This window comes from Flavobacterium sp. DW-iso2, from assembly GCF_058725285.1.
Genome location: NZ_JBZXDY010000008.1, coordinates 1 through 208, shown reverse-complemented (window position 1 = coordinate 208; position 208 = coordinate 1).

Below are 208 nucleotides of genomic sequence, written 5' to 3'. Positions count from 1 at the left end.
AGAAAGCTTCACAGCAATGTGAAGCTTTTTTTTATTTATACCTATAGATAAAAAGAATCGTGGGAGATTTTTTAGGAATCAAGGCGCAAACCTACGGAGTACTACATCAGTTAGCCCAAGAAGACAAAACAACGGATCATAACGAAAACCTGTGGAGTAGCAAAAATTAGGCATATATATTAGTTAGCCTAAAAAGGAAAAACTCAAT